The following is a 20,378-nucleotide window of genomic DNA, read 5'->3' as shown; positions in this document are numbered from 1 at the left end:
CGCGCCGCAGGCTATAATCCCAGAGGTGTCTTTGCACGGCCTTAAAGGCCATATCGTCACCCAAAACATAATGGGGGTGCAGGGGTGTAACACCCCCTGCAAAAATCAAAATCGCGAAGCGATAAAGCGGATTACTCCGCCGCCTCGGTTTCCACCTTGGCGGCTTCAAGCTCGGCAGCCTTGGCCTCGACCAGCTTGACGATATGTTCGAGCATGTCTTCGCTTTGGACGGTGTGGTCGGTGACGCCCGACAGGTACACCATGTGTTTGCCATTGCCGCCGCCCGTCAGGCCGATGTCGGTTTCGCGCGCCTCGCCCGGACCATTGACGACGCAGCCGAGGACCGAGAGCGAGAGCGGCGTCTTGATATGCGACAGGCGGCTTTCCAGCGCCTCGACGGTCTTGATGACGTCAAAGCCCTGACGCGCGCAGGACGGGCAGGACACGACGCGCACGCCGCGGGTGCGCAGGCCCAGCGACTTGAGGATTTCAAAACCGACGCGCACTTCTTCTTCCGGCGGGGCCGAGAGCGAGACGCGGATCGTGTCGCCGATACCGGCCCACAGCAGGTTGCCCATGCCGATGGCCGACTTGACCGTGCCGCCGATCAGGCCGCCCGCCTCGGTGATGCCCAAATGCAGCGGGCAATCCACCGCATCGGCCAGCCCCATATAGGCAGAGACGGCAAGGAACACGTCCGAAGCCTTCACCGCCACCTTATATTCGTGGAAATCGTGGTCCTGAAGCAGCTTGATGTGATCCAGCGCGGATTCGATCAGCGCCTCGGGGCAGGGCTCGCCGTATTTTTCCAGCAGGTCCTTTTCCAGAGAGCCCGCGTTCACGCCAATGCGGATCGAGCAGCCATTGGCTTTCGCCGCGCGCACCACTTCGGCCACGCGGTCGGACCCGCCGATATTGCCGGGGTTGATGCGCAGACAGGCCGCGCCCGCATCGGCCGCTTCCAGCGCACGCTTATAATGGAAATGGATGTCGGCCACCAAGGGCACGCGCGAGGCCCGCGCGATCAGTTTGAAGGCAGCCGTCGATTCGACGTCGGGGCAGGACACGCGGACAATATCGGCGCCTGCTTCTTCGCAACGGCGGATCTGGTCGATGGTGGCCACCGCATCGCTGGTCAGCGTGTTGGTCATGGTCTGGACCGCGATGGGCGCATCGCCCCCGATGGGAACCTTGCCGACCATGATCTGACGGCTTTGACGACGGGCGATATCACGCCAGGGACGGACTGAGGACATGGGGGCAACTCCTTTGCTCTGGCCCTATAGCGCATTGGCCATGCGCCGCAAATGCGAAGAGATGATTACAGGTCGCGCGCCATGCAAAGGCTGTAATCATCGGTGGTGTAATCGGCAAAGGCGGGACATTCGACAAAGCCCTCGCTTTCATAAAGCCGCCGCGCCGGGATAAAGGCCTCCGGCTTGCCGGTTTCCAGCAGCAATTGGCGGTATCCCCGCGCGCGGCCCACATCCATCAAATGGTGCAGCATCGTCCGCCCGATGCCGCGCCCCAGAAATTCGGGGGCGACGCGCATGGATTTCAATTCGCCGTGCCCATCGTCCAGATGTTTGATCGCCCCGCATCCGGCCAATTGCCCGTCCACCCATGCCGAATAGAATGTCACATCGGGCGCCCGCAACCGCTCGATCGGCATGGCGTGAACCTTGCAGGCGGGCGACCAGCGGTGCATTTGCGCCAGATGATATTCGAGCAGGCGCGCAATCTCCGGCCCGCTCAGGTCGTCTTCAACAATCGTCATGGTTTTTGTCCATCATGTTTGTCGGCCTTGCGCTGGCCAAAGCGCAGGCCCTGTTCCAGCCTTGCGCGCAGCGCCGTGTAATAGGCATCCAGAAAGCGGCGAATTTCATCCCCCTGCGGCGCGCTCCATCCGATCTTGGCGCAGATGGCGCGGGCGACCGCCTCCATCGCCGGGGCCTGATTTTCACGCAGGACGCCTTCGAGGGTCTGCAATTCATATTCGCCGTAAACGCCCAATTCGGCGGGGCCGAAAGCATATTCGATGGGCGATTCGTGCGCGCTCATCGCCTGTTCCAAACGGGCGCGGGGGGCCTCGACCACCCATGTCCCGGCGATCATGTCGCCCGCGCGCAAACAGTCGCGGTTGAAAAAGGGCATCAGCGCAAAGAGCAGAAACCACCCCGCCGCCGCCCAGTTGACCATGCTGCTTGCCTCGCCCCCCATGGCGGAAATGACCGCGACCGCAGGCAGGAAGATTTCGATATCGCGCAACAGATTGCGCGCCAGCACCATTTCGGTCGTCAAGCGCGCTCCATCGCGCGCCGCAATCCGCAAACCCAGCGCCCTTTTCCCCGGCGTCGCCCCGCGCGGGCCAAGCTCGAAAATCAGAAACCAGCCATTGCGCAGCAGGAATAACAGCCCCGTCCACAGGATGAAGAGGAATTGCGCGGCATGGCTGGCATCCTTGCCATGGAGCTTGATGTTCAGCCCAGACAGCCCTTGCTGGGCATAGACCAGAGCAAAGATTGCCAGCAGCAGAATGACGCCCATGCAGATCAGATCAACCAGCAAAGCCCCCAGCCGCGCCGACCGCCCCGCAAGGGTAAAGCGCAGCGCCAGACCTTCGGGCGTGATGATCTCGCGCTGATCGGGGCGCAGTTTCATTTGCGCGCCCCCCAATTTCCGGACCCGTACACAAAGAAATAGACCAGCCAGAACACCAGCATGAAGCCCCCCACCAGCAGGCGGGGCAGCGAGGCATCGATCAATTGCCGCGCAAACCCTTCGAGCATGCCGGCCACCAACAGCATCAGCACGACGCCCAGCATGACGGGGGCGGTACGTCGCCCTGCCGCCGCCGTGCTGGCCATGACGGATAATTCGCCGGGAAAGGCGATGGCCCGCCCGACGTGAATGCCGCTGGCCCCGGCCAGAAGGATGGCGAACAATTCGGTCGTGCCATGGACCATGATCCATGCGGAAAAATCGAACAACAACCCTTGCGAATGGAACAGCCAGAGCATCGCCCCCAACATCCCGCTGTTTTGGATCAGCAGCAGCACGCTGGGCAATCCGATGGCGAAACCCAGCGCGAAACACAGGATCGCGATCTGCGCATTATGCCCGAACAGATAGGCGGCAAAGGCGGCCAGCGCGTCCTGATCCTGATTGCCGAACAGGGTGGCGCGCAATTGCTTCGCGCTGGCGCCGGGGTGGCGCACCGGGTCCGCCCCGGCCAACATGCCATAAAATTGCGCATCATGCGCCACCAGCATCCAGCCCACCGCTACGCCCGCCACCATCAGCGCCAGCGCGATCAAAATATCGACGCGGATCGAGCGCACCGCCCGGCTCCACCCGCCCAGGATGAAGCCCTTGAACCACCCGCCGAAATTGTCCCGCGGGCCATAGATGATGAACCACGCCCGCTGGGCCAGCGCCTCCAGATAGGCGAGAGCGGCGGCATCAAGGCTGGTTTCGCGGGCGACCGATAGGCTGCTGGCCAATTGGCGATAAAGCACCGGCAGGTCGAGCAGATCATCATCCGACAGCCGCCGCAATCGCCCTTTCTCGACCGCCGTGACAATGCTTTCCAGCCGCCGCCAGTCGCCCTCACGGGCCTGACGGAAACGGTCGGAGCGCAGGGCGGCGGGGGCTTGGGTGGCCTCCTGCGTCTGTTTGCGCCAAAGGCGGGTGATCCAGTCTTTCATCCGATCCCTCCCCGGCTGCGGATCGCCATATAGGCGTCGAGCAGGCGCGGCCCTATGGCGTCATGGGCGGCCTCGACCACATCGACGCCCATCGCGCGCAACCGCTTCATCACCCATTCGCGCTGGCGCAGCAGGGCGCTGGCCGCGACCGATCCGCCCAGAGCGTCCATATCGGCCGGCTCCGCCCCGGCCAGTGTTTCAAGTTCCTCATCGCGCAGACAGACGAAAAGCACCCTGTGCCGCGCGATAAGGCGCCCAATGGATTCCAGCATCAGTTCCGCGCTGGTAGGGTCGGAAAATTCGGAAAACACCACAATCAGGCTGCGCCGCGCCAATTGCTGGGCCAAAGTGGAGAGGGCAAGCGTGAAATTGCCCTCACGCGCATGATAGTCCAGATCGGCGGCGGCATGGCGCAGGCGGTGAAAATCGCGTGTGTCGGTGACAAAGGGCGTCGATGCGATCACCCTTTCGGCAAAGCCAAAGAGCGAAACGCGGTCGCCTCCTTTCAGCGCCACCCATGCCATTTGCAGCGCTGCGCTCACCGCCCGGTCCAGCCGGGGCAGGCCCGCCACCGGCTCGCACATGGCCGCCCCGCAATCCATCGCCAGAACGATGGGATTGTTGCGTTCGACCTCATATTCCTTGGCATAGAGATGGGCGTGGCGGGCCGATACTTTCCAGTCGATGCGCCGCCGGTCCATGCCGGGCTGATAATCGGTCAACGTCTCGAACATCTGCCCTTCACCGCGCAGCCGCCGCGCAATCAGGCCCAATGAGGCGTCGCGCAAATAGGCCTGCATCGTCGCCCCGCGCAATGCCGCCACCGAGGGCAGCACGCGGATCGCGCGGTCGATCTCACGCCGCTCCACCCTTTGCGCCAGCCCCATCGGGCCGTTCCAGCGCAGCCAGAGCGTTTCGATTGCGCCATGGCATCGGCGGCTGGGGGCAAACCGCGCTTGGCCTTGGCCATCGGTCAGCGATGCGTTGATCTTTCCCCCCGGCGCAAGGCGTGGGTCCAGCGCAAGGGCGGCCTCCATCGCGGCGGGTTTGGACAGGTGGGCGGCGATGGTTATGGCCGAAGTCTCGCCAATCTCGACCTGATCGGGGGCGTGGACGGCCACATCCTCCAACCGCGCGGCCAAAGCACCATCGACCAACACCAGCCCCAACAGCCCAAGCCCCAGCAAGGGCGCCGCCACCCATGCGGCTGGCACCAGCGCGGCCAGTGCCAAGGCCACCGGCCCCAGCAACACCAGCGCCAGAACGCAGCGCGGGCTGGGCACAAGGCCGGGGCGCAGCAGGGTGCCTGCGCGTTGCAATCCGGGGGCGATCCGGCGCAGCATCCTATCGGGGCGCCTCGGTCCGTTCGATGATATCGGCCACCAGCGCTTCGGTCTGCTTGCCCTCAATCTCGGCGGTGGGGGAGAGCAGCAGGCGATGGCGCAACACCGCCGGGGCCAGCGCCTTTACATCATCGGGCACCACATAATCGCGGCCCCCCAGCGCCGCCCGCGCACGCGCCGCATGGGCCAGCAGCACGCCCGCGCGCGGCGATGCGCCACAGGACAGGTCGGCGCTGTCGCGCGTGGCGCGGATCAGGCGGACGATGTAATCGACCAGCGGCTGGGCCAGCGTGATCCCGGCGACCGCCGCGCTCGCCTGCGCCAGATGTTCGGGCGACAGGACGGCGGCGGCGGGAATGGCGGTCTTTTGCGCGCCATGGCGGGCGATGATCTGCGCTTCTTCGCGCGCGTCGGGATAGGGGATCGTCAGTTTGAACAGAAAGCGGTCAAGCTGGGCCTCCGGCAAAGGATAGACGCCTTGCGATTCGATGGGGTTTTGCGTCGCCACCACCATGAAATGTTCGGGCAGGCTATGGGCCACCCCGTCCAGCGTCACCCGCCGCTCCTGCATCGCCTCCAGCAGGGCGGCTTGCGTCTTGGGCGGGGTGCGGTTGATTTCATCGGCCAGCAGCAGGTCGCAAAAAATCGGCCCGCGTGTCAGGGTGAACTGGCTGGTCTGGAAATTGAACAGGTTCGAGCCAAGAATGTCGCCCGGCATCAGATCGGGCGTGAACTGGATCCGCCCGAATTGCAGGCCCAGCGTCGCCGCAAAACTTTGCGCCAGCAGCGTCTTGGCCGTGCCCGGCGGGCCTTCCATCAACACATGCCCCCCGGCAAACAGCGCGACCACAAGGTGATCGACCGCCTGTTCCTGACCCACGACCGTTTGGGCGATCTGGTCTCGGATCGCCTGGGCCATGTCTGCCATGGCCGATAATCCCGCCGATAATGCCAATGTCGTCATTTGGTCAAAATCCTTTCAATGGCATGCAATTGACGCGCGGCGCGCAAGATGTCGGCAGGGCGCCGCGCCGCGCGTAATCTGGCGCAGGCTTGCGTGAAACTGTGTTCCGGTGTGCGGGCGGCAAGGGCGCGTTCGATGGCGGCATCGATCACCACCGGATCGCCATGCGGGGCAAGCCCCAGCGCCGCCGCGATCCGCCCCCGCGCCGCATCGGCATAAGGTCCGGGCAGCAAGTGAAACCGCCGCGCCCGCCGGATCAACCCGCCTGAGTTTTCCGCCAGCGCCCGCTTGCCAAAGGCAATGTCGCGCACCGGGGCCAGAGGCGGGCCAAAGCGCGCATAGGCCCGCCACAACACCGCCACCCCCGCCAGAATCAGCGCCAGTGTTGCGGCCAGATAGGGCGGGGTAAAGGCCAGCGTCAGCAAGTTGGGTTGCCGCCCCAACCCGTTGAGCGTGAGGTCAAAGGTCACACGCGGATCGCCCACCCCCGCCATCCGGTCGATCAGGCGCAGGGTGATTTCGGCATTGTCCCACCGCGCCATCCCGGCATTGTTGGCCAGATCGGGTTCAAAAATCAGCGTCAGCGCACTGCCCGTGGGATCGTCATAGCGCGCCGCCAGAATGCGCGCCTGCGCATCCGAGACAAGCGGGATCAGCTTTTTCCCGCTCCCGCTCATGACCCCCCCGCTCATCACCTTGGCCGGATAGGGCAGGATGGCGCTCGCCCCCTGACGATCCGTGATCGGCGGGGTGGCCGGGGCGATGGTTACGCCCACGTCGTCAAGAAAGCCTTCCCATTGGGGCGCATCCACATCCTTGATCCGCACCCAGCCCTGCTCAACGCCGGGTTGATCGGTGCTGGCGCCGCTGGCCAGCCATTTGGGGGTGATGACCAGAACCGGCCCATAGGCACGGTGCATCGCCACGATCCGTTCAATATCGCCCCCATCGGCATATTGCGGCGGGGTCAGGATCAGCAGGCCCTTTTGCCGAAAGCCATTTTCATCACGGGCGAAATCGGTCGGGTGGCCGGTCTTTTCCAGCAGGCGATAAAGCGCGCCATAACCGTTAAGGCCGCGCCCGCCACCATGCGCGCCGCCGTCATTGATGTCGCCCGCCGCAACCCCCGCGCCGATCATCCACAGCATCGCCACCAGCAACACGCCGCCCGCCAGCACTAGGCCCAGCGCGGCAAGGGGGGAGAAGGGGTTTTGCGATTTGCTCATGCCGTCACGCCACCGGCCTTGCGGCGAAATCGGCATAGGCGGCCCGCGCATGGCGCCATTCATTGGCCCCCAGCGGGCGCAGGGCATAGCGGGCCTGTTCCACCAATCCGGCCAATTGGCCAAAGGTCGTGCGGGCGGGGGTCGACAAAAACGGCAGCGCGCCGATTTCCCGCACCGTGCTGGCCGGGGTCATGGCATGGGGGCGTTGCTGGGCAATATGTTCAAGGCTGCGCAGCAGGAGCAGGTGGGTTGCCTCATCATACCGCCCCGTTTCGGCAAGAGCGTCGGCCTCCTCCAGCAGGGCGCGGGCAGTGGCGGCGTCCGGGTTCCATTCTGGCGCGGCGGCGGGCGCGCGGCGCATGGCGGCAATCCGCGCCCGCAACGCCAGCCCGATTTGCCAGAGCAGCAAAGCCACCCCCAGCGCCGCCATCACCAGCAGGATCTTTTCCACCACCGGCCATGACAGGCCCAGCGCCCGCCCCACCGGCTCAAACAGATCGCGCAGGAACCGGGCCAGCGCCTTCATCCAGTCAGGCGTGGGCGGTGGCGTCCAGTCGGGCAGGGGGGTGAATTGCAGATCGCGCGATTGCCGGATCGCGTTCCACGCTTGCCGGGCCTCTGCCGACCGGCTGGCCGCTGATGCGCTCACACGTGGTTCCTGCCCCGATTATCCATGCGGGGCAGGTTGTTACACGCGCCGGAATTTGGCGCAAGGCTGTCCGTGCTTTACCCGCAGGGGCGGCGCTGGGTTCAGCCGCGCGGGCGGCGTTGGGTTCAGCCGCGCGGGCAGCGTTGGGTTCAGCCGCGCGGGCGGCGTTGGGTTCAGCCGCGCGGGCGGCTTTGCGCGTAACTGCCCAACAGGCGCAGATCCTTGCAGTGGAAGGCGACTTCTTCCAGCGCGCGGTCCACCGGCTCTTCGCCGGGCTTGCCCACGATATCGACAAAAAACATCGTGGCCGAGAAACTGGCGCCCTTTTGATAGGACTCCAGCTTGGTCATGTTGACCCCGTTGGTGGCAAACCCGCCCAGCGCCTTGTACAATGCCGCCGAGACGTTGCGGACCTCAAAGATCATCGTGGTCATTGCCGTGCCATCGATCGTGGCCGGGTCCAGCGGGGCGCGGGCCAGCACGACAAAGCGCGTGGTGTTGTCGGCGGCGTCCTCGACATTGTTTTCGATAATGTCGAGGTCATAGAGCGAGGCGGCCAGCGCGGGTGCGATGGCGGCGGCGGCCGGGTCGCCCTGTTCCTTGATGAAGGCGGCGGCCCCGGCGGTGTCGGCATAGGCCAGCGGCACGATGCTGCGTTCACGCAGATAATGGCGCGACTGGCCCAGCGCCTGCGGGTGGGAATAGGCGGCCGCGAAAGGCCCCTTGGCGCCGGGCAGCGCCATCAGTGCATGTTCGATACGCAGGAAATGTTCGCCCACAATCGACAGGCCGCTTTCGGGCAGCAGGAAATGGATGTCGGCCACGCGGCCATGCTGGCTGTTTTCGATGGGGATGATGGCGCGATCGGCACGCCCTTCCTTCACCGCGTCCAGCGCGTCCTCAAAACTGAAACAAGGCAAAGCCGCGCAAGTCGGCGCATATTCCAGAGCCGCGCGGTGCGAATTGCACCCCGGCGCACCCTGAAACGCAATGGCGCGTGCAGGATTTTCAGCGGCTTGGGCGGTCAGTTCTTTGACCTGGATCAGAGCGGGCGTAGGATAGCTGTGCATAGCGGTGTCGCGCTTAGGCTGATTTTACCTGTTGCGCCAGTGGGCTTTGTTTAACCCTGTCGGATGCAATTGTATCGACAGTGGGGCATGAATACTGGCGGGTGGCGATAAATCCGCCTTGCGCTTGGGTTTCACGCTCTCTACACCAGAGGGCAAAACGCCTTCCGGGGATTTTTCCTTTGGAAGCATATGGGACGGGGCATTGTTGATGAGCGGTCGTTTCAATACCATCGCCGGTTGGGTACTGGGTTCCGCCGTGGTTGCGCTGGGACTATCAAGCCTTTCGGGCCATTATTTCCGTGCCGACAAGGAAAACCGCCCCGAAAACATGGGCTTTCCTATCGAAGGCGTGTCCGGGGCCAAGGAAGGCCCGGCCGAGGTTCCGATCGAGGAACTGCTGGCCAAGGCCGATCCGGCCAAGGGCGCGCAGGTTTTCGCCAAATGCGCATCGTGCCACACGATCACGCCGGGCGGGGCCAATGGCATCGGGCCGAATATTCACGCCATCTTTGGCGATGAAATTGGCAAGGGGCGCGGCGGTTTCGCTTTCTCGGCTGGCCTTGCGGGCAAGGGGGGTAAGTGGGACTTCAGCAATATGAACGAATGGCTGAAGAATCCGCGCGCCTTTGCCGATGGCACCAAGATGACCTTTGCCGGTCTGGAATCGGCGGAGGATCGCGCCGCGGTCATGGTCTATTTGAACCAACAAGGTTCGAACCTGCCCCTGCCCGCTGCGCCTGCCGCAGCAGCGCCAGCCGGTGATGCACCGGCATCCGACGCCGCTTCGGCAGCCGAAAGCGCTAAGTAAGATCCGGGCATTTCAGCGGGCACGGCAAATGCCCGCGTTGTTTGTTCGGGGTGCGGGCATGACAAGTGCCCGCTGGCCCAAGGACCGGCGGTGGGCGTGCAGAGATCGGGCCGACACCGTGGGCGCCCTGTGTCCGGGCGCGAAAGGGCCGCGTGCGCGTGCGAATGATCGGGTAGCCGCCTTGCTTCACAGCCCGATTCGGCCCTGACGGCGGATCGGGCGGCCATGACAGGCGGGCTCGCATGGCCTGTCATGACGGAGCTTGGCCCGTCCCTCCGGTTGGCGCAATGTGGCGTGGTCCACGGCTTGATTAACACTTTCGCCAAGAACCCGGCCCAACGGCGCCGGCCCGAATTACCGCATTGGCCCATGCGCATAAGGACCGTTGCGGATACGGGGTTAAATAACCGAATTGGTTTTCTGTAGGACAGATTTTTATTGTTGCGAATTGGTTCAGGTCAACGCAAGCTGACCTCAATCCGGCGCATGGGGGTTGAAACATGGCGCCGATTCGCGGCAGACTATGTCTATCGCAACAGTAGAGATATAAGAACAGGAGATGGTAAAATGGCTCGTACATGGAGCGCCGATTTTCTGATCCGCCGTATCGACCGCTGCTACCTGCTGGCCGCCTGCGCCAAGCGCCCCGACAAGCGCGACCGCCACCTTGAACGCGCCCGCCATTATCGCGGCATTTTGGCCGATACGCAGGAACTCGCGCTGGCCTGATTTACCGCAGGCGTTTTCCCATCAGGGCCGCGTGGGGCGTCATGCCTTGCGCGGCCTTTCTGGTGTTTGGATGGGGTTTTAAGAGGGCAGATGCCTCCGGCGGGCAAAGGGCGGGGGCCCTTTGCAATCCCGTTACTGGCGGCGGCTCGTTTCGGGATCGGCGTTGTGGGTGGGGGGAGGTAAGGGCTGTTAAGCCGCTTCGCGGGAAGAAAAGAGACGTTCCGGAGACGGTGCTATTGCGGACGTTCGAGTCTGGTGTCAAACATGTGCCATGCTGAGGTAATTCATCGCGGGAATATTCTTTGTTATTGGGAGCGTTTTGGCGTTTCTTGTTATTGGCATCCCAGTTTGCCCATTTCCATCTCGATGAAGATGTCCGCTCCCCCTAACTTTCAAGACATTCACCCGCCGCGCAGCGGCCCTTAAAACCCGCCACTTTGCACCCAAGCGCCGCGCTGAACCTTTGGCACGACGATAACATTAACGGGATTGCAAAGGGCCCCCGCCCTTTGCCCGCCGGAGGCACTCTCACCCCCAAAAAAACCTCCCACCAAACCCTACCTCCTCCCACTCATCGCAATGGCCAGCCCCGCCATGGCGACCAAAGACCCCGCCGCGGCCAGCAGGCTCCAGCGGTAATTCTCGAACAGGGTGGAGAGGGTCATGGCGATAACGGGGACGATGACATTGGTATAGGCGGCGCGCCCTGCGCCGATGCGGCGGATAAGTGCGAAGTAGATGGGAAAGGCCGCGACCGATCCGACCAGCGCGAGATAGGCCACTCCGCCCCAGAAGCGCGGATCATGGGGCAGGACGGGCGCTCCGTGCAGGGCATAGGCCGTCACGCCATCGGCCAGCGCGCCCGCCGCCATCGCCCATGCCACCAGCGGCACGACCGGCTGCGCCCGGCCCAGCGCGGTGTTTTGCAGGATATTGGCGACCGAGGCGCAAAGGATGCCCCCCAGCGACAGCCCCACGCCCAGCAGCGTGTTGCCGCCCGATCCATGCTCGCGATATTCCTGGGTGATCAGCATGGCGATGCCGACGATCGCCACCCCCGACCCGGCCAGAAAGCGTCCGCTGATCGGGGATTTGAGGGCGATGCGCCCCAGCAGGGCATTGGGCACGATCATCAGCGCATAGAGCACCGCGACAAGGCCCGATGGCACGTGATCCTCGGCGCGATAGACCAATTGGAAATTGGCGCAGAACTGGAAAAACCCGACCAGCGCCGCCAGCCCCACCGCCCTCCGCGACAGGGCCAGAGATTCGCCGCGATAGGCCGCCAGCCCCGCCATGCCGATGGCGGCGATGATAAAGCGCCACGTCACCGTCCACCCCGGCGGGCTGAAGGCGATCTGGTCCTTAATGACCAGCCATGTGCTGCCCCAGATCAGGCTGACGATGGCGAAACTGGCCAAAGCGCCGCCCTTGATCGCGCCGCTCATAACCCGCGCAGGGCTTTGGCCAGAGCCAGCACTTCGTCCTGCGGGCTGTTCCATGCGGTGACAAAGCGGGCGGCGGTGTCGTCCCAATCGTAAAAGGCAAAACCGGCGGCGCGCAGGGCCGCGCGTTCCGCGCCGTTCAGGGCAATGAAAACCTCATTGGCCTCCACCGGATGGATCAGGCGATCGGCGACGGCGGCCGCGATTTCACCCGCCGCCGCATTGGCATGGCGGGCATTGTTCAACCACAGGTCGCCCTTCAACATGGCCAGAATTTGCGCGGCCAGATAGCGGCCCTTGGATTGCAGATGCCCGGCGCGTTTGCGGCGGAAACGTGTCGCCTCGATCATGTCGGGGGCGAAAAAGACCAATGCCTCCGCGCTCATCCCGCCGTTTTTGACAAAGCCGAACGAGAGCGCATCGACCCCGCCCTCCACACTGGCCGCCGCGGGCGAACAGCCCAGATGCGCCACCGCATTGGCAAAGCGCGCGCCATCCATATGAAAATGCAGCCCCTTTTTCCGCGCCAGATCTCCAATCGCGGCCACTTCTGCGGGCGTATAGACGCATCCCGCCTCGCTGGCCTGCGTTATCGAAATCGCGGTGACGGGCGTGTGATGAACCCCTTCGCCCACGCTGGCCAGCCGCCCCCGGATCGCATCGGGCGAGAGTTTGGCATGATCCCCGCCCGCCAGCACCAGTTTGGCCCCATGGGTAAAGAACCCCGGCGCCCCGCATTCATCCACCTCGATATGCGCCGCCTCATGACACAGCGCGGCGCCATGCGGCGGCACCATCGCGGCCAGGGCAAGGCAGTTCGCCGCCGTCCCGCTGGCCACCCAGATCGCGCTGCATGGCCGACCAAACAGCGCGGAAAAGGCATCATCCATCGCCGCGCTTAAATCGTCGCCGTCATAAGGCGGCTGGGGCGCATCGGCGGCCTGCATCGCAGTCCAAACGGCGGGATGAACAGGGGCGGCATTGTCGGACATAAAAGGCATGGCGCGTCTTTGCGCAGGCGCCATGGCCCGTCAATACGCTGGACTTGCCCGCCCCAACCCTTTGTTAGCTTTGCCACGATATGAGGAGGCCAAACGGCAACAAAGGGTTTTTGGGCAATGAAGGTTCTGGTGACGGGCGCGGCGGGTTTTATCGGCTACAGCCTTGCGGTCAAACTGCTGGCGCGCGGCGATTCCGTGATCGGCATCGACATGGTCAATGACTATTATGACGTAACCCTGAAAGAGGCTCGCCTTGCCCGCCTGCGCGAGATGGGCGGAAACCGCTTTACCTTCGTACGGCAGGATTTTTCGCAATATGAACCGCTGGTCGAATCGCTCAAAGGCCTTGAATTCGACCGCATCGTCCATCTGGGCGCGCAGGCGGGCGTGCGCTACTCGATCACCAACCCCCACGCCTATCTGCATTCGAACCTTGCCGGGCATTTGAACATGCTGGAAATCGGGCGGCATCGCGGCGTGGAGAATATGGTCTATGCCTCCTCCTCCTCGGTCTATGGCGGCAACACCAAACTGCCCTTCGCCGTCGAAGACCGCGTCGATCAACCCATCAGCCTCTACGCCGCCACCAAAAAAGCCGATGAGCTGATGAGCGAAACCTACGCCCACCTCTACCGCCTGCCGCTGACCGGCCTGCGCTTCTTTACCGTTTACGGTCCGTGGGGCCGCCCCGACATGATGATGTGGATCTTTACCAAGGCCATCGCCGCGGGCCAGCCCATCCCCGTCTTCAACAACGGCGATATGTACCGCGACTTTACCTATATCGACGACATCATCGCGGGCGTCATCGCATCGCTCGACAACCCCGCCCCCGACGATGGCGAGGTCAAGGCGGGCGGCTCCACCAAGCCTCACCGCCTCTACAACATCGGCAATCACAAATCCGAACACCTGATGCGCGTGGTCGAAATCCTCGAAGAACAACTCGGCAAAAAAGCCATCATCGACTTCCAGCCCATGCAGCCGGGCGACGTGCGCCAGTCCTTTGCCGACATCGACGCCATCGCCCGCGACCACGGGTACGCGCCGACCACCAGCATCGATGTGGGCGTGCCCAAGTTTATCGAGTGGTATAAGTCGTATCATGGGGTTTGATTTTTTGGGATTTTATTAGATTTTAGGGATGCCTCCGGCGGGCAAAGGGCGAAAGCCCTTTGCAATCCCGATATTGTTGGCGGCGCGATGACGGCGGCGTGGTGCTAGGGAGCAAGGTGGCGGCTATTAAAAGCCGCTACGCGGCAGGGGAATGTCCGAAAAGTCAGGGGGAGCGGACATCTCGGATCGCTTCAGTCACATCGCGACAGTGGAAAGGCACCTTCTCCATCTGGCACTTCGTGTATGCGCCATCTGGTCGATAGTTCGCGCACCGTGGCGTCTGCGAACGGCACCGCTTGCTTTAAATCATTGCCATTGAAGCCGATCACGATTTGATTTGTGGGCATGCCCATGTTGCCTGCCCCGAAGCTAAAATCGCTGCCGTGATTTGCTGCTATATTCACGATCCGATCATTCACAGGCACATTTCCGTTGCCAGAATGCAGCATCTCTAGCTCGGACTGCGTTTGTCCGCTGCGATCCCCAAATTCCATCTTATAGGTTTGGGCAATGTTATTCATGAAACTCGTGAATTCTGGAATTTCTTGCGGCCCAGCAAGGCAAAACTGAATTTGACGAAAGGGGTGTTTCCCTCCTGAGCATCCATTCAAACAAGCAAGCAGCACAATGAAAGTTACCCCGAATCGTACTCTATGGCCGATCATGATGCCGCTTCTCCTAGTGGATTGATTCCAACGTTTGGTGCCCCCGGCGCACAGCGGCGATGATCTCGTCAGGATCGGCTTTCCACACGAAGGGGCGCGGCTCCTGATTATGCTCTTTGATGAAGCGGTTGATGGCCGCCTGGAGATCGACGACGGAATGAAAGACGCCGTTTTTCAGGCGCCGTCTGGTCAGCTTGGCAAAGAACCCCTCGACAGCATTGAGCCAGGAGCATGACGTTGGCACGAAGTGGAACGTCCAGCGCGGATGCCTGGCCAGCCAGGCGCGAACCTTGGGCTGCTTATGAGTTGCGTAATTGTCGAGAATGACGTGGACGGCCTTGTCGGCGGGCATCTGGGCCTCGATGGTATTGAGGAAGCGGATGAACTCCTGATGCCGGTGTCGCTGCATGTTGCGGCCGATCACCGATCCGTCCAGCACATTGAGTGCGGCGAATAGCGTGGTTGTCCCATTGCGCTTGTAATCATGGGTCATGGTCGCACCGCGTCCGCGTTTGAGCGGCAGCCCCGGCTGCGTGCGGTCAAGCGCCTGGATCTGGCTTTTTTCGTCGACCGACAGCACGATGGCGTGGGCGGGCGGCGAGACATAGAGTCCGACCACATCGCGCAGCTTTTCGGCAAAAGCCTTGTCGTTGGACAGCTTGAAGCTGCGCCACCGGTGCGGCGCCAGGCCGTGATCGTGCCAGATCTTCACCACCGTTGAGGCGGCAATGCCGACAGCCTTGGCCATCGCGCGCACCGTCCAATGCGTCGCCTCTTGAGCGGGCGGCTCCAGCGTCAGCGCTACGACTTTGTCAACCAGCGCGGTATCCAGAGGCGCGATGCCGGGAGGCCGGGTCTTGTCGCGCAGCAAACCATCCACGCCCTCAGCCATGAACCGCTCCTGCCAGCGCCATACGCAGGTCTTGGACTTGCCGGTTGCCGTCATGATCGCCTGAGTGCCTTCGCCCTGCTCGGTCAGCAGAATGATCCGCGCCCGCCACACGTGCTTCTGCGGTGAGCCCCGCGCCGCGACAATCGCCTCAAGCCGCTTCCTGTCCCCTGCCGTGACCTCAATCTGGATACCCGTTCGCATGCCGTATTCTGGCATGCAGGACGTCGCATGGGAATCCTTCAAAGGGACTCATTCGTTACGATCAATCCACTAGTGTTCGTCGGCTATTCCATGAACCCATAAACGTCCGCAACAGCACCGTATCCGGAACGTCTCTTTTCGTCCCGCGAAGCGACTTAACAGCCATGCCTTCCCCCAACCACAACGCCGCCCCCATGGCGCCACCCCGACAATATCGGGATTGCAAAGGGCCCCCACCCTTTGCCCGCCGGAGGCACCCTGAAACTCCCGCCGGAGGCACTCTAAAACTCCCGCCGGAGGCCAAGGAAATCACCTCTGCCCATGATCCCAAATCGCCCGCAACCCAGCGCGGTAATCTGAAAACATCGGTCTCCACCCCAGCACGCGGCGGGCCTTGCCATTGGCCACCCTGCGGTTTTCGGCATAGAAGGCGCGGGATGCGGGGGGCACATCGCTTTGGTCCAGCATCGGGGGCAGGGGGAGGCCGCTGATCCGGCAGGCTTCCTCGATGACGGCGTTTTGGGGGGCGGGGATGTCGTCGGCGATATTATACGCGCCGGGCGGGGCGGCCAGCGCGGCAAGCGCGGCGCTGGCGATATCAGCGACATGGATGCGGCTGAAAATCTGGTTGGGCATGTCGACGCGGTGGGCGCGGCCCGAACGCAGGCGGTCAAAGGCCGATCTGCCCGGCCCATAGATCCCCGGCAGGCGCAGCGCCCGCGCGCCCAGATCCAGCCATGCCGCATCGGCCAGAGCGCGCGCGGTGCGCCGCCCTGTTCCGCCTATGCCCGCCACGGGCGCGGTTTCATCCACCCACGCCCCGCCGCAATTGCCATAGACCCCGGTGGAGGACAAATACCCCAGCCAAGCCGCCCCGCCCAATGCATCGCCGTAGCGCGTCAGGACGGGGTCCATCTCATCGGCTGGCGGCACGCTGGACAGGATGGCGTCGGCGTGGGCGATGGCGGCGCGCACCGCATCCTCGTCCGCAAAGTCCAGATTGCCCGCGCGGCCCGTCGCGTCGACATGCCACCCTTGCGCGGTCAAATTTTGGGCGATGGCGCCGGCGGTATAGCCTAGGCCGAAGATCAGCATCCGTTTCATAAAACAGAGCATAAGCGTAAAGTCCCGCATTCGGAAATACTGGCTTTCGGAAAGGCTTGGCCTATTAAGGAGGGATGATGGATGCCATGAACACAACAGCCGCCCCTGTTGCCGCCGCCCCGATTGTGATCCGCCGCGAAGATTATCGTCCGCCCGAATGGCTGGTGCCGCAGGTTGAGATGGATTTCCGCTTGGGACTCGAGGAAACGCGGGTGCGCGCGCAATTGAGCGTGCGGCGCAATCCGGCGCCAGGCGGCGATCAGGTGATCCGTCTGAAAGGGGACGGGCTGACGCCTTTGCTGGTTCAGGTGGACGATGTGGTCCGCAATGACTGGACCATGGAGGGCGGCGATCTGTTGATCGAATTGGCCGATGATGCCCATGAGATTGTGGTGGAAACCGCGATCCATCCGGCGGCCAACAGCCAGTTGATGGGCCTTTACGCATCGGGCGGCATGCTATGCACCCAATGCGAGGCCGAAGGGTTCCGCCGCATCGCCTTTCACCCCGACCGCCCCGATGTGTTGAGCGAATATCGCGTGCGGATGGAGGGGAGCCGCGAGGCTTTCCCGATCCTGTTGTGCAATGGCAATCCGGTGGCGTCGGGCGACAATGGCGATGGCACGCATTGGGCCGAATGGCACGATCCGTGGCCCAAGCCGTCCTATCTGTTTGCCTTGGTGGCGGGCGATCTGGTGGCGACGACCGATCATTTTACCACGATGGAGGGGCGGCGCGTCACGCTCAACATCTATACGCGCGCCGGGGACGAAACCCGCACCGGTCACGCGATGCGCAGCCTGATTAATTCGATGAAATGGGACGAGGAGGCCTTTGGCCGCGCCTATGACCTTGATCTGTTCAACATTGTCGCCGTATCCGATTTCAACATGGGCGCGATGGAGAACAAGGGGCTGAATGTCTTCAACACCCGCTATGTTCTGGCCGATCAGGAAACGGCGACCGATGGCGATTATGATGCGGTTGAGGGCGTCATTGGCCATGAATATTTCCACAACTGGTCGGGCAATCGCATCACCTGTCGCGACTGGTTCCAGCTTTCGCTCAAGGAAGGTTTCACCGTCCTGCGCGATCAGATGTTCAGCGCGGATATGGGGTCCGAGCCGGTCAAGCGGATCGAGGACGTGCGCATCCTGCGCAGCGCCCAGTATCCGGAGGACAGCGGCCCGCTGGCGCATCCGATCCGTCCCGATTCCTATCAGGAAATCAGCAATTTTTACACCGCCACCGTCTATAACAAGGGCGCCGAGGTGATCCGCATGATGCGGGTTATGGCAGGACCCGAACGGTTCCGTGCAGGCACCGACCTCTATTTCACCCGCCACGATGGCGAGGCGGCGACGTGTGAGGATTTCATCCGCGCGATCGAGGAAGGCGCAGGCCTCGATCTGACGCAATTCCGCCTGTGGTATGCGCAGGCCGGGACGCCGCGCGTCACCGTCCGTCTGACCCATGAGGGCGATACGGCTGTGCTGTCCCTGACCCAGCAGGTGCCGCCCACGCCGGGACAGCCTGAAAAGCTGCCGGTGCCGATCCCGCTGCGCCTTGCCCTGTTCGATCCCGCCACGGGCGCGCATCGCGGCGAGGAACTGATTGTGATGACCGCCGCAAAGGAGGAGCATCGCTTTTCCGGCTGGCCCACGCGTCCCGTGCTGTCGATCAATCGCGGCTTTTCTGCGCCCGTCACGATTGAGGCGGACACCAGCCTTGATGATCTGGTGTTCCTTGCCGCGCATGATGACGATCCCTTTGCCCGCTATGAGGCGATGCAGAGCCTGATGGTGCGCCATCTGGTGGCCGCCGCATCGGGCGAATTGGACGATGCGCGCCGCGCCGCCGAACGCAAGGCGATTGGCGGGGCGATGCTGGCGATCCTGAATGATCCGGCGATTGACGATCTGATGCGGAGCGAATTGCTGATCCTGCCTCCCTATGCCTATCTGGCCGAACAATTGCCGGTGGTGGACCCCGGCCTGTTGCATGGCGAGCGGGAAGGGTTGAAGGCATGGCTGGGCACGGAACTGGGCGAGGCCTTTGCCGCGCTGCATGACCGGGCCAGCAAGGTGCCATTCGGCCTCGACGCGGCGGCCAAGGGCGCGCGCAAGGTCAAGACGCAGGCGCTGGTCTATCTGGCAGCAGCCCAGGGGGCAGGGGCGGCAGAGCGTGCCGCCGCGCAATATGACGCCGCCGACAATATGACCGACCGTCAGGGCGCCTTGATGGTGCTGTGCGGGTTGGACAGCCCGCTGCGCGAGGAAAAGCTGGCGGATTTCCACAAGCGGCACGAGGGCAATGCGCTGGTCATCGACAAGTGGTTCTCGCTTCAGGCCGGATCGCTGCACCGCGACGTGCTGGCCCATGTGAAGGCTTTGGCCCAGCACCCCGATTTCACGATCAGCAACCCCAACCGCGCGCGGGCGCTTTATATGGCGCTGGCGGTCAATCCGGCGGGGTTCCATGATGCGGGGGGCGAAGGTTATCGGTTGATCGGTGATCTGATCCTGACGCTGGACCCGATCAATGCCCAGACGGCGGCGCGTTTCGTGCCTTCACTGGGCCGTTGGCGCCGGGTGGAGCCGGGCCGGGGCGCAATGATGCGGGAACAGCTTGACCGTATTCTGGCCACGCCCGGATTGTCCAAGGATGTGTTCGAACAGGTGAGCAAGAGCCTTGGCTGAGGTCGAGGTTATCCGCGCCGATGTGCTGGGCGCTGTGCCGCACGGGTTTCTGGGGCGGCGCGGGGGCGTGTCGGTGGGCGCGGTGGCGGGGCTGAATGTCGGCCTTGGCAGCGCGGATGATCCGGCGGCCGTGGCCGAAAATCGTCGCCGCGCGGCCCATGCCGTCCTGCCCGGAGCGCGGCTGGCCACATGTTATCAGATCCATTCCGCCCTTTGTGTCGAGGCGCAGGAATGGGCCGATGATGCCCGCCCCCATGCCGACGCGCTGGTCAGCAACCGGGCGGGAATCGTGCTGGGCGTGTTGACGGCGGATTGCGCGCCGGTGCTGTTTGCCGACGCAGAAGCGGGCGTTGTGGGCGCCGCCCATGCCGGATGGAAGGGCGCATTTACGGGTATTTGCGAGGCTACGGTTGATGCGATGGTGGGCCTTGGCGCGCGGCGCGAAAAAATTGCCGCGGCAATTGGCCCCTGTATTGCGCAAATATCCTATGAGGTGGACGAGGGGTTCCGCACCCGTTTCCTTGACCAGAATGCGGCCCATGAGCGCTTCTTTGCCGCCGGGCGCGCAGGGCATTATCAGTTCGATCTGGAAGCCTATGTGGCTGATCGGCTGGCCAAATACGCGATTGGCCCCATCGCGCCGCTGGGTCTGGACACCTACGGCGCGCCGGGCCGATTCTATTCCTTTCGACGCGCCACCCATGCACGCGAGGCCGATTATGGCCGCCAAATCGCGCTGATCGGGCTGGCTTGAGATAA

The 20,378-nt window shown here is 63.4% G+C and carries 19 protein-coding genes; 5 read left to right on the top strand and 14 right to left on the bottom strand.

Translation table 11 applies throughout. The features are described from left to right. Window positions 1-131: 131 nt before the first annotated feature. The 9 genes from ispG to AC2S2E_RS01585 form a co-directional block, all read right to left on the bottom strand. On the bottom strand, window positions 132-1,256 hold the full coding sequence (gene ispG, locus AC2S2E_RS01625) for a flavodoxin-dependent (E)-4-hydroxy-3-methylbut-2-enyl-diphosphate synthase (protein WP_486523506.1): 1,125 nt from the start codon (window positions 1,254-1,256) through the stop codon (window positions 132-134). 65 nt (window positions 1,257-1,321) lie between these two features. After that, a complete protein-coding gene (locus AC2S2E_RS01620) occupies window positions 1,322-1,777 on the bottom strand; it encodes a GNAT family N-acetyltransferase (protein ID WP_486523504.1) in 456 nt (151 codons plus the stop codon). Continuing rightward, complete coding sequence (locus AC2S2E_RS01615) at window positions 1,774-2,661, bottom strand: RDD family protein (RefSeq protein ID WP_486523503.1); 888 nt, start codon at window positions 2,659-2,661, stop codon at window positions 1,774-1,776. Before AC2S2E_RS01615 ends, AC2S2E_RS01620 begins: the two co-directional genes overlap by 4 nt. Continuing rightward, window positions 2,658-3,707 (bottom strand): stage II sporulation protein M, encoded by a 1,050-nt coding sequence (locus AC2S2E_RS01610; protein ID WP_486523502.1) that lies wholly within the window; start codon window positions 3,705-3,707, stop codon window positions 2,658-2,660. The genes AC2S2E_RS01615 and AC2S2E_RS01610 overlap by 4 nt, the downstream gene beginning before the upstream one ends. Continuing rightward, complete coding sequence (locus AC2S2E_RS01605) at window positions 3,704-5,050, bottom strand: DUF58 domain-containing protein (RefSeq protein ID WP_486523501.1); 1,347 nt, start codon at window positions 5,048-5,050, stop codon at window positions 3,704-3,706. Before AC2S2E_RS01605 ends, AC2S2E_RS01610 begins: the two co-directional genes overlap by 4 nt. Window position 5,051: 1 nt before the next feature. Continuing rightward, entirely contained in the window at window positions 5,052-5,978 is a 927-nt protein-coding gene (locus tag AC2S2E_RS01600; protein WP_486523500.1) for an AAA family ATPase, read from the bottom strand. A 32-nt stretch (window positions 5,979-6,010) separates the two neighbouring features. Next, window positions 6,011-7,240, bottom strand: coding sequence for a DUF4350 domain-containing protein (locus tag AC2S2E_RS01595; protein WP_486523499.1), 1,230 nt, complete (start codon window positions 7,238-7,240; stop codon window positions 6,011-6,013). Window positions 7,241-7,244: 4 nt separating this feature from the next. After that, window positions 7,245-7,889 (bottom strand): DUF4129 domain-containing protein, encoded by a 645-nt coding sequence (locus tag AC2S2E_RS01590; RefSeq protein WP_486523498.1) that lies wholly within the window; start codon window positions 7,887-7,889, stop codon window positions 7,245-7,247. A gap of 173 nt (window positions 7,890-8,062) precedes the next feature. Then, window positions 8,063-8,959 (bottom strand): prephenate dehydratase, encoded by an 897-nt coding sequence (locus AC2S2E_RS01585; protein ID WP_486523497.1) that lies wholly within the window; start codon window positions 8,957-8,959, stop codon window positions 8,063-8,065. Between the two features lie 208 nt (window positions 8,960-9,167). On the opposite strand from AC2S2E_RS01585, the gene AC2S2E_RS01580 reads away from it, so the two are divergent. Next, on the top strand, window positions 9,168-9,767 hold the full coding sequence (locus AC2S2E_RS01580; protein ID WP_476104423.1) for a c-type cytochrome: 600 nt from the start codon (window positions 9,168-9,170) through the stop codon (window positions 9,765-9,767). A 567-nt stretch (window positions 9,768-10,334) separates the two neighbouring features. After that, window positions 10,335-10,496, top strand: coding sequence for a hypothetical protein (locus AC2S2E_RS01575; protein WP_476104421.1), 162 nt, complete (start codon window positions 10,335-10,337; stop codon window positions 10,494-10,496). 557 nt (window positions 10,497-11,053) lie between these two features. Here AC2S2E_RS01575 and AC2S2E_RS01570 read toward each other — a convergent pair. Both AC2S2E_RS01570 and AC2S2E_RS01565 read right to left on the bottom strand, forming a co-directional pair. Then, window positions 11,054-11,944 (bottom strand): DMT family transporter, encoded by an 891-nt coding sequence (locus AC2S2E_RS01570; RefSeq protein WP_486523495.1) that lies wholly within the window; start codon window positions 11,942-11,944, stop codon window positions 11,054-11,056. After that, window positions 11,941-12,942 carry a threonine aldolase family protein gene (locus AC2S2E_RS01565; RefSeq protein WP_486523494.1) on the bottom strand — a complete coding sequence of 334 codons (1,002 nt, stop codon included), beginning with the start codon at window positions 12,940-12,942 and terminating at the stop codon, window positions 11,941-11,943. Before AC2S2E_RS01565 ends, AC2S2E_RS01570 begins: the two co-directional genes overlap by 4 nt. A 117-nt stretch (window positions 12,943-13,059) precedes the next feature. On the opposite strand from AC2S2E_RS01565, the gene AC2S2E_RS01560 reads away from it, so the two are divergent. Then, on the top strand, window positions 13,060-14,058 hold the full coding sequence (locus AC2S2E_RS01560) for a GDP-mannose 4,6-dehydratase (RefSeq protein ID WP_486523493.1): 999 nt from the start codon (window positions 13,060-13,062) through the stop codon (window positions 14,056-14,058). 191 nt (window positions 14,059-14,249) lie between these two features. On the opposite strand, the gene AC2S2E_RS01555 is transcribed toward AC2S2E_RS01560, so the two are convergent. The 3 genes from AC2S2E_RS01555 to AC2S2E_RS01545 all read right to left on the bottom strand — a co-directional run bounded on the left by AC2S2E_RS01555 (window position 14,250) and on the right by AC2S2E_RS01545 (window position 16,920). Beyond that, entirely contained in the window at window positions 14,250-14,579 is a 330-nt protein-coding gene (locus AC2S2E_RS01555; protein ID WP_486523492.1) for a hypothetical protein, read from the bottom strand. A 157-nt stretch (window positions 14,580-14,736) separates the two neighbouring features. After that, window positions 14,737-15,816, bottom strand: a complete 1,080-nt coding sequence (locus AC2S2E_RS01550; protein WP_486524551.1) for an IS630 family transposase — start codon at window positions 15,814-15,816, stop codon at window positions 14,737-14,739. A 309-nt stretch (window positions 15,817-16,125) separates the two neighbouring features. Further along, window positions 16,126-16,920 carry a Rossmann-fold NAD(P)-binding domain-containing protein gene (locus tag AC2S2E_RS01545; protein ID WP_486523491.1) on the bottom strand — a complete coding sequence of 265 codons (795 nt, stop codon included), beginning with the start codon at window positions 16,918-16,920 and terminating at the stop codon, window positions 16,126-16,128. Between the two features lie 86 nt (window positions 16,921-17,006). On the opposite strand from AC2S2E_RS01545, the gene pepN reads away from it, so the two are divergent. Further along, window positions 17,007-19,619: an aminopeptidase N gene (gene pepN / locus AC2S2E_RS01540; RefSeq protein ID WP_486523490.1), complete on the top strand. Its 2,613-nt coding sequence runs from the start codon at window positions 17,007-17,009 to the stop codon at window positions 19,617-19,619. Beyond that, the gene (gene pgeF / locus AC2S2E_RS01535) at window positions 19,612-20,373 is read left to right on the top strand and encodes a peptidoglycan editing factor PgeF (RefSeq protein WP_486523489.1); all 762 of its coding nucleotides are present in this window, start codon (window positions 19,612-19,614) and stop codon (window positions 20,371-20,373) included. Before pepN ends, pgeF begins: the two co-directional genes overlap by 8 nt. Window positions 20,374-20,378 lie beyond the last annotated feature (5 nt).

This window comes from Novosphingobium sp. 550D (assembly GCF_057401885.1).
The sequence above is the reverse complement of the archived record's forward strand: the minus strand, read 5'-3'. Positions and strand labels throughout refer to the sequence as shown.

Excerpts from the sequence above, each read along its gene's own strand:
- AC2S2E_RS01565 (WP_486523494.1), bottom strand. The coding sequence starts at position 12,942 with ATGCCTTTTATGTCCGACAATGCCGCCCCTGTTCATCCCGCCGTTTGG.
- AC2S2E_RS01610 (WP_486523502.1), bottom strand. The coding sequence starts at position 3,707 with ATGAAAGACTGGATCACCCGCCTTTGGCGCAAACAGACGCAGGAGGCC.
- AC2S2E_RS01545 (WP_486523491.1), bottom strand. The coding sequence starts at position 16,920 with ATGAAACGGATGCTGATCTTCGGCCTAGGCTATACCGCCGGCGCCATC.
- ispG (WP_486523506.1), bottom strand. The coding sequence starts at position 1,256 with ATGTCCTCAGTCCGTCCCTGGCGTGATATCGCCCGTCGTCAAAGCCGT.
- AC2S2E_RS01595 (WP_486523499.1), bottom strand. The coding sequence starts at position 7,240 with ATGAGCAAATCGCAAAACCCCTTCTCCCCCCTTGCCGCGCTGGGCCTA.
- AC2S2E_RS01620 (WP_486523504.1), bottom strand. The coding sequence starts at position 1,777 with ATGACGATTGTTGAAGACGACCTGAGCGGGCCGGAGATTGCGCGCCTG.
- AC2S2E_RS01615 (WP_486523503.1), bottom strand. The coding sequence starts at position 2,661 with ATGAAACTGCGCCCCGATCAGCGCGAGATCATCACGCCCGAAGGTCTG.
- AC2S2E_RS01575 (WP_476104421.1), top strand. The coding sequence starts at position 10,335 with ATGGCTCGTACATGGAGCGCCGATTTTCTGATCCGCCGTATCGACCGC.
- AC2S2E_RS01555 (WP_486523492.1), bottom strand. The coding sequence starts at position 14,579 with ATGAATAACATTGCCCAAACCTATAAGATGGAATTTGGGGATCGCAGC.
- pepN (WP_486523490.1), top strand. The coding sequence starts at position 17,007 with ATGAACACAACAGCCGCCCCTGTTGCCGCCGCCCCGATTGTGATCCGC.
- AC2S2E_RS01570 (WP_486523495.1), bottom strand. The coding sequence starts at position 11,944 with ATGAGCGGCGCGATCAAGGGCGGCGCTTTGGCCAGTTTCGCCATCGTC.
- AC2S2E_RS01560 (WP_486523493.1), top strand. The coding sequence starts at position 13,060 with ATGAAGGTTCTGGTGACGGGCGCGGCGGGTTTTATCGGCTACAGCCTT.
- AC2S2E_RS01550 (WP_486524551.1), bottom strand. The coding sequence starts at position 15,816 with ATGCGAACGGGTATCCAGATTGAGGTCACGGCAGGGGACAGGAAGCGG.
- AC2S2E_RS01585 (WP_486523497.1), bottom strand. The coding sequence starts at position 8,959 with ATGCACAGCTATCCTACGCCCGCTCTGATCCAGGTCAAAGAACTGACC.
- AC2S2E_RS01605 (WP_486523501.1), bottom strand. The coding sequence starts at position 5,050 with ATGCTGCGCCGGATCGCCCCCGGATTGCAACGCGCAGGCACCCTGCTG.
- AC2S2E_RS01600 (WP_486523500.1), bottom strand. The coding sequence starts at position 5,978 with ATGGCAGACATGGCCCAGGCGATCCGAGACCAGATCGCCCAAACGGTC.
- AC2S2E_RS01580 (WP_476104423.1), top strand. The coding sequence starts at position 9,168 with ATGAGCGGTCGTTTCAATACCATCGCCGGTTGGGTACTGGGTTCCGCC.